Origin of the sequence: Pseudomonas sp. NPDC088414 (assembly GCF_044753325.1) — a bacterium.
Classification (GTDB): domain Bacteria; phylum Pseudomonadota; class Gammaproteobacteria; order Pseudomonadales; family Pseudomonadaceae; genus Aquipseudomonas.
The window spans coordinates 112,430-118,594 of the sequence record NZ_JBIVMY010000011.1 but is presented as its reverse complement, the minus strand read 5'-3'; the positions used below and the strand labels follow the sequence as shown (position 1 = coordinate 118,594).

6 protein-coding genes are annotated in these 6,165 nt (G+C 61.4%); 4 read left to right on the top strand and 2 right to left on the bottom strand.

Annotated elements, in window-relative coordinates; genetic code table 11:
- The first annotated feature begins 29 nt into the window (after nucleotides 1-29).
- The 3 genes from ACIP8I_RS12920 (at nucleotide 30) to ACIP8I_RS12910 (ending at nucleotide 3,280) form a co-directional block, all read left to right on the top strand.
- Nucleotides 30-1,280: a lipoprotein-releasing ABC transporter permease subunit gene (locus ACIP8I_RS12920; RefSeq protein WP_400761535.1), complete on the top strand. Its 1,251-nt coding sequence runs from the start codon at nucleotides 30-32 to the stop codon at nucleotides 1,278-1,280.
- A 7-nt stretch (nucleotides 1,281-1,287) separates the two neighbouring features.
- Nucleotides 1,288-1,971, top strand: a complete 684-nt coding sequence (gene lolD / locus ACIP8I_RS12915) for a lipoprotein-releasing ABC transporter ATP-binding protein LolD (protein ID WP_400761532.1) — start codon at nucleotides 1,288-1,290, stop codon at nucleotides 1,969-1,971.
- A gap of 64 nt (nucleotides 1,972-2,035) precedes the next feature.
- Entirely contained in the window at nucleotides 2,036-3,280 is a 1,245-nt protein-coding gene (locus tag ACIP8I_RS12910; RefSeq protein WP_041068958.1) for a lipoprotein-releasing ABC transporter permease subunit, read from the top strand.
- Between the two features lie 123 nt (nucleotides 3,281-3,403).
- Here ACIP8I_RS12910 and ACIP8I_RS12905 read toward each other — a convergent pair whose 3' ends face one another.
- Together ACIP8I_RS12905 and ACIP8I_RS12900 are read right to left on the bottom strand one after the other, a co-directional pair.
- The gene (locus ACIP8I_RS12905) at nucleotides 3,404-4,753 is read right to left on the bottom strand and encodes a heavy metal sensor histidine kinase (RefSeq protein WP_400761530.1); all 1,350 of its coding nucleotides are present in this window, start codon (nucleotides 4,751-4,753) and stop codon (nucleotides 3,404-3,406) included.
- Nucleotides 4,753-5,433 carry a heavy metal response regulator transcription factor gene (locus ACIP8I_RS12900; RefSeq protein ID WP_329696588.1) on the bottom strand — a complete coding sequence of 227 codons (681 nt, stop codon included), beginning with the start codon at nucleotides 5,431-5,433 and terminating at the stop codon, nucleotides 4,753-4,755. The genes ACIP8I_RS12905 and ACIP8I_RS12900 overlap by 1 nt, the downstream gene beginning before the upstream one ends.
- 153 nt (nucleotides 5,434-5,586) lie before the next feature.
- On the opposite strand from ACIP8I_RS12900, the gene ACIP8I_RS12895 reads away from it, so the two are divergent.
- The gene (locus ACIP8I_RS12895) at nucleotides 5,587-6,120 is read left to right on the top strand and encodes a plastocyanin/azurin family copper-binding protein (protein ID WP_400761529.1); all 534 of its coding nucleotides are present in this window, start codon (nucleotides 5,587-5,589) and stop codon (nucleotides 6,118-6,120) included.
- The last annotated feature ends 45 nt before the right edge of the window (nucleotides 6,121-6,165 follow it).

Sequence of the window (6,165 nt, the reverse complement as noted above, 5' to 3'; positions counted from 1 at the left end):
ATTCCTTTTACCTCCGAACAAGCCCCGACATGTTCAGACCTCTCTTCGTATTTATCGGCACGCGTTATACCCGTGCAAAGCGTCGCAATCATTTTGTGTCATTCATTTCCCTGACTTCGATGATCGGGCTCGCCCTTGGCGTGGTCGTGATGATCGTGGTGCTCTCGGTGATGAACGGCTTCGATCATGAGATGCGCACCCGCGTGCTGGGCATGGTGCCCCACGCGACTCTTGAAACCGGCGAACCGATCAACGATTGGCAAAGCCTGGCGACCAAGGTCAAGCAGAATCCGCAGGTGACGGCCGTTGCGCCATTCACCCAGATGCAGGGTTTGCTGACCAACAACGGTCAGGTGTCCAAGGTGTTGCTCAACGCCATCGACCCCGCGCTCGAGCGCAATGTCTCGATCATCGACAACTTCATGAAGCAGGGCAAACTCGACGATTTGACGCCGGGCAGCTTCGGCATCGTCATCGGCGACAAGGCCGCGACCAAGCTCGGCGTGGGCCTCGGTGACAAAGTCACCTTCGTCGCACCGGAGGTCAGCGTGACCCCGGCCGGGATGTTTCCGCGCATGAAGCGCTTCACCGTGGTCGGCATCTTCCATGTTGGCGCCGGTGAGCTGGACGGCTATCTGGGCGTCACCAACCTGCAGGATCTGGCGAAGATGCACCGCTGGAAGCCTGATCAGGTGCAGGGCATCCGGTTGAAGTTCGATGATCTGTTCCAGGCACCGCGCGTGGCCTGGACCATCGCCCAGCAGTTGGGCGAAGACCATTACTACGCCCGCGACTGGACCCGTACCCACGGCAACCTGTATCAGGCGATCCGCATGGAAAAAGCCATGATCGGTCTGCTGTTGCTGCTGATCGTCGCGGTGGCTGCGTTCAACATCATTTCCACGCTGGTGATGGTGGTAAATGACAAGAAGAGCGACATCGCCATTCTGCGTACCCTCGGCGCCACGCCGGGGACGATCATGCGCACGTTCATGGTGCAGGGCACTGTGATCGGTGTGGTCGGTACGGCGATTGGCGCCGTGGTCGGGATCTTCGCCGCGCTCAACGTCAGCGCGGCGATTTCCGCCCTGGAAGGGCTGATCGGCCACAAGTTCCTCAACGCCGACGTGTATTTCATCGATTACCTGCCATCGCAGGTGCAGAGCCAGGACGTGGTCATGGTCTGCGCCGCTGCGTTGGTCCTGAGTTTCCTCGCCACCCTGTATCCCGCCTGGCGTGCTGCGCGCACCCAGCCGGCGGAGGCGCTACGTTATGAGTGAGTCGGGCATGAGTGATAAAGCAATCTTGAGCTGCCGCAACCTGGGCAAATCCTACGAGGAAGGCCCGGAGTCGGTGCAAGTGCTGGCCGGTCTGCAACTGGAGTTGCACCCGGGCGAGCGAGTGGCGATTGTCGGCAAGTCCGGTTCGGGCAAAAGTACCTTGCTCAATCTGCTGGGCGGCCTCGACACCCCAACCCAGGGCAGCGTCTGGCTCGATGGCGAAGAACTGTCGGCCCTTAGCGAGAAGAAGCGTGGCCTGCTGCGTAACCGTGCTCTCGGGTTCGTGTACCAGTTCCACCACTTGCTGCCGGAATTCACCGCGCTGGAAAACGTCTGCATGCCGCTGCTGATCGGCAAGACTGCGATCCCGGAAGCACGTCAGCGCGCTACCGCGTTGCTGGAGCGTGTCGGTCTGGGCCATCGTCTGGAGCACAAACCGGCCGAGCTGTCCGGTGGCGAGCGCCAGCGAGTGGCCATCGCCCGGGCGCTGGTGAACAATCCAGGCCTGGTGATGCTCGACGAGCCAACCGGTAACCTTGATTCGCACACCGCCGAAGGCATTCAGGACTTGATGCTGGAACTCAGCACTTCGATGCGCACGGCGTTCCTGGTGGTGACTCACGACATGAACCTGGCCCGCCAGATGGACCGCGTCCTGCAGTTGCAAGAAGGCTGCCTGACCACCATCTGACCGACCGAAACCCGGTGCCTGTGTAAGGCATCGGGTCTTTTATTTTTATACGGTGCCCCAGCGAATGTTCAGACCGTTATCGATCTTTATCGGCACGCGCTATACCCGCGCCAAGCGCCGCAATCGCTTTGTTTCGTTCATCTCGATGACTTCGATGATCGGGCTCGCCCTCGGCGTGCTGGCGATGATCGTGGTGCTGTCGGTGATGAACGGCTTCCAGCGCGAAATGAGCTCGCGCATCCTCGGCATGGTGCCGCACGCGACCATCGTTGGCGTCAAGCCGATCGATGACTGGCAGCCGGTAGCCGCCGCCGCGCTGAAAAATCCTGAAGTGACCGCCGCCGTGCCGTTCACCGAGATGGAAGGCATGCTGTCCTACAAGGGCTTGATGCAGCCGATCCAGATCAGCGGTGTCGATCCGGCTCAGGAAGGCAAGGTGTCGATCGTAGCCCAGCACATTGTGCAGGGACGTCTCGATGACCTGAAACCGGGCGAGTTCGGTGTAGTGATCGGTGAAATCACCGCGCGCCGCTTCCGCCTCAATGTCGGCGACAAGATCACCCTGATCGTGCCGGAAGTCAGCACCGCACCGGGTGGTATCACCCCGCGCATGCAGCGCCTGAACGTGGTCGGTGTGTTCAAGGTCGGCGCCGAACTGGACGGTTCGATGGGCCTGATCCACGTGGCCGATGCCGCGACCATGCAGCACTGGCAGCCGAATCAGGTGCAGAGTGTGCGCTTGGCGGTGAAGGATCTGTATGCCGCGCCGAAAGTCTCCTCGGACATCGCTGCAGGCCTCGGTGCCGAGTTCAAAGCTGACGACTGGACCCACACCCAGGGCAGCCTGTTCAGCGCGATGAAAATGGAAAAAACCATGATCGGCCTGTTGTTGCTGATGATTGTCGCGGTGGCGGCGTTCAACATCATCGCCACGCTGATCATGGTGGTGAACGACAAAGGCGCGGACATCGCGATCTTGCGCACCATCGGCGCCACGCCACGGCAGATCATGGCGATCTTCATGGTGCAGGGTACGGTGATCGGGATTGTCGGCACCTTGATTGGCGGCGTGCTCGGCGTGATCGCGGCGCTGAACGTCAGCGAAATGGTTGGTTGGGTCGAGCGCGTTACCGGGCAGCACATCTTCAGTTCCGACGTGTACTTCGTCAGCAACCTGCCTTCGGAATTGCAGGGCGGGGATGTGCTGTTGATCTGCTCGGCGGGCTTTATTCTGAGCTTCCTGGCGACGGTGTATCCGGCGTTGCGGGCGGCGAAGATCGAGCCGGCTCACGCGTTGAGATATTCGTAAGCTCTGAAATCGCCATCGCGGGCAAGCCCGCTCCCACAGGTACTGAGTTGAGTCACCATTATGTGAACGACGCAAAACACTGTGGGAGCGAGCTTGCTCGCGAAGGGGCCGGAACTGTCGGCCTCAATCCTTCTTGGGCAACTCGATCACAAACCGCGTCCACCCCGCAGCCGATTCGCAATGAATCTGCCCGCCATGCGCCCGCGCGATCGATTGGGTAATCGCCAGCCCCAACCCCGCATGCTCACTGCTGCCTTCCTGCCGCGCCGGATCCGCCCGATAGAACCGGTCAAACAGCCGTGGCAACAGTTCAGCCGAAATGCCTTCGCCACTGTTTTCCACCGACACCTGCACTGCTTGGGGCTGATCGACGATTGACACGCGCACGCTGCCTGACGCCGGGGTAAAGCGCAGCGCGTTATCCAGCAGATTCGACAAGGCCCGGCGCAGCATGCTGCGGTCGCCCTCTATGCGCGCATGACCTTCGCGGCTCAGCGTCACCCCGGCGTCCTCGGCCAATGGCGCGAAAAACTCCAGCAACACATCGCTCTCATCCGCCAGCTCCAGCGCCTCGCGCTTGGGCATCAGCAAACCATGGTCAGCCTTGGCCAGATAAAGCATGTCGTTGACCAGTTGTGCCATCCATTGCAGTTCTTCGAGGTTGCTGTGCAGGGCTTCGCGGTAATCCTCGATCGGGCGTGGGCGGGTGAGGGTGACTTGGGTATGGGTCAGCAGGTTCGACAGCGGTGTGCGCAGTTCATGGGCGATGTCGGCAGAGAACGCCGACAGCCGTTGAAACGAGTCATCGAGGCGTCCGAGCATGGCGTTGAAGCTGTGGGCCATTTCCGCAAGCTCCGGCGGCATTTGCGCTTGCGGCAGTCGGGCGTTGAGCGAATGCGCAGAAATCCCACGGGCGACTGCGCTCATACGGCGCAACGGACGCAAACCGCTGCGTGCGGCCCAGGCGCCGAGCAGCGCGGTGGCCAGCGCTGACAGGCCGACGGTCAGCCAGATAAGATGCTGCATGCGTTGCAGGAAGTGCTGGTGGTGGGTGATGTCCAGCAGCAGTGTCAGTTGCGGCGAATCGGATTGGTCTGGATCGAGCGGGGCGTTGAGCACGCGGTAGTCGGCGCCGTCATGGCTGATGGTCGACAGGCCCGGCTGTTGCGGCAAATCCTGCGGCAAATTGATCGAGCTGTCGTACCAGCGCTGGCCGTCACTGCCAGTAATACGCAGTGCCAGGTCGGCCTGACGGCTCAGCTCATCCGCCAGCCGCGCCTCTCGCTGAGCGGGTTGCACATCCTGCAAGGCCCGGCGCAAACCGATCAACTTGCCGTCGAGCAATTGCTGATCGAGCTCAATGAAGTGCGCCTCGCTGGCGCGGCTGAACAGCACCCCGGCGAACAGCGAGACCACAGCGGTGCAGGCGGCAAACAGCAGCGCCAGACGGGAACTCAGCGACAGGCGACCCATCAGGCCGGGCGCTCTTCAAGCACGTAACCCATGCCGCGCACGGTGTGGATCAGTTTGTCGGGGAAGTCATCGTCGATCTTCAGGCGCAGACGCCGGATCGCCACTTCGATCACGTTGGTGTCACTGTCGAAGTTCATGTCCCAGACTTGCGAGGCAATCAGCGATTTCGGCAGCACTTCACCCTGACGGCGCAGGAGCATTTCCAGCAGGGCGAATTCCTTGGCGGTGAGGTCGATGCGCTGGCCGCCGCGCTCGACCCGGCGGCGAATCAGGTCCAGGCGCAGGTCGGCCAGTTGCAGACTGGTTTCCTGGGGCAGGGCGCTGCCCCGGCGCAGCAGGCTGCGCACCCGGGCCAGCAATTCGGAGAAGGCGAACGGTTTGACCAGATAATCGTCGGCGCCGAGTTCGAGGCCGTGCACCCGGTCCTCCACGGCATCCTTGGCGGTGAGAAACAGCACCGGTGTGTCGAGGCCGGCACTGCGCACCGCGTGCAGGATCTGCCAGCCACTGCGCCCGGGCAGCATCACGTCGAGAATCAGCAGCGCATAATCACCGCTCAAGGCCAGTTGCTGACCGCTGTTGCCGTCAGCCACCAGTTCGGTGTTGAACCCGGCCTCGGTCAGGCCCTGGCGCAGGTAGTGGCCGGTTTTCGGTTGGTCTTCGACGATCAGCAGTTTCATGGGCGGCTCGGTGATAAAAACAAAAGCGTTATACCGTGGGCGCTGGCGACAGGCGCCAACCTGACAAAGTTGTAATCTGCCTGTCAGGTCGCTGCCAGCGCAGGCGGGCTAGAGTTTCCCACAGGCTGAACCTTATCTTGTTGGAGTATGACTATGTTTTTGCGCAACCCTCTGGCCGTCGCCGCCTGTTTGCTGGCGCTGAGTTCACCTGTCTGGGCCGCGCCCGCGCACACGTATGATTTCGGCCAACCGGCCCCGGCGGCCAAGGCCTCCCGCAGCATCGAGGTGGTGCTGAACGACATGTCGTTCGACCCGAAAGCCATTCAGGTCAAGGCCGGTGAGACCGTTCGCTTTGTGCTGGTGAATAAAGGCCAGTTGCTGCACGAATTCAACCTCGGTGACGCCGCGATGCATGCCAGACACCAGCAGGAAATGTTGCAAATGCAGCAAAGCGGCATGCTAACGCCGACCGGCATGAAAGAAATGTCCCACGACATGGCGGGCATGGATCACGGCAGCATGGGCCACGGCATGAAGCACGACGACCCCAACAGCGTGCTGGTCGAACCGGGCAAGACTGCCGAACTGACCTGGAGCTTCAGCAAGGCCACCAGCCTGGAATTCGCCTGCAATATTCCCGGTCACTACCAGGCGGGCATGGTCGGCAAACTGACTGTCAGTCAGTAAGCACTCAAAGGCGGGTGCAAAGGCTGATAGAATCCGCTGATTCTT

What these genes read in the sequence shown, in the direction of transcription:
- ACIP8I_RS12910 (WP_041068958.1), top strand. Translation starts at nt 2,036, where the DNA reads ATGTTCAGACCGTTATCGATCTTTATCGGCACGCGCTATACCCGCGCC.
- ACIP8I_RS12920 (WP_400761535.1), top strand. Translation starts at nt 30, where the DNA reads ATGTTCAGACCTCTCTTCGTATTTATCGGCACGCGTTATACCCGTGCA.
- lolD (WP_400761532.1), top strand. Translation starts at nt 1,288, where the DNA reads ATGAGTGATAAAGCAATCTTGAGCTGCCGCAACCTGGGCAAATCCTAC.
- ACIP8I_RS12905 (WP_400761530.1), bottom strand. Translation starts at nt 4,753, where the DNA reads ATGGGTCGCCTGTCGCTGAGTTCCCGTCTGGCGCTGCTGTTTGCCGCC.
- ACIP8I_RS12895 (WP_400761529.1), top strand. Translation starts at nt 5,587, where the DNA reads ATGTTTTTGCGCAACCCTCTGGCCGTCGCCGCCTGTTTGCTGGCGCTG.
- ACIP8I_RS12900 (WP_329696588.1), bottom strand. Translation starts at nt 5,433, where the DNA reads ATGAAACTGCTGATCGTCGAAGACCAACCGAAAACCGGCCACTACCTG.